This window comes from Mitsuaria sp. TWR114, from assembly GCF_007997345.1.
Map to the genome: position 1 here is coordinate 1 of NZ_VOSR01000414.1, position 568 is coordinate 568.

1 protein-coding gene is annotated in these 568 nt (G+C 73.2%); it reads right to left on the bottom strand.

All coding sequences use genetic code 11. The features are described from left to right. Positions 1 to 546, bottom strand: a 546-nt coding sequence (locus FUT87_RS15465) for a hypothetical protein (RefSeq protein WP_147241581.1), incomplete at its 3' end; no start/stop codon positions are given. Positions 547 to 568 lie beyond the last annotated feature (22 nt).

Consider the following 568-nt stretch of genomic DNA (forward strand, 5'->3'; position numbering starts at 1 on the left):
CACCTGGCCGCCGGCATAGCGTTCCCACATCCTGGACAGCGCCGGATGCTGCGCCAGCGTGCGTTCATCCAGACCGAAGCGCTCCGGGACCTGGACCTCGGCGATCGCCGCGTTGACGATCCGCTCCGGCGCCCCGTCCGGCACGGCGGCGTCCAGCGCCCGCGCCAGCGTCTTGAGCGCGCGTTCCGCCGGCAGCGCCGTGTCGTTGTCGCGCAGCGTGTCGATGGCGGTCCTCATGGCGTCGACCGCCTCTTGGGTGCCGGTGATCAGGCCGGCCTGCGCCAGCGTGCGGGTCGCCGAGCCCACGGCCGACGGGTTCAGCGCCGTGGCGCCGCCGATGGGCAGGGCCCGCGCGAGCGCCCCCATCACGCCGTTCTCGCGCGACACGCTGGACAGCATGTCGGTCGTCAGCCCCTTCAGGTAGTCGTCGGCCTTCTGCAGCGAGCTGCCCGGGCCCTCGTCGAAGAAGGCGTTGCGCACCGCGTTGAACGCGCGCCGGAGGTCGGCATCCAGTCCGTCCAGCTTGAAGTCCGAGGTCTGCAGCACGGCCGCGGCGGCGGTGCGCGCC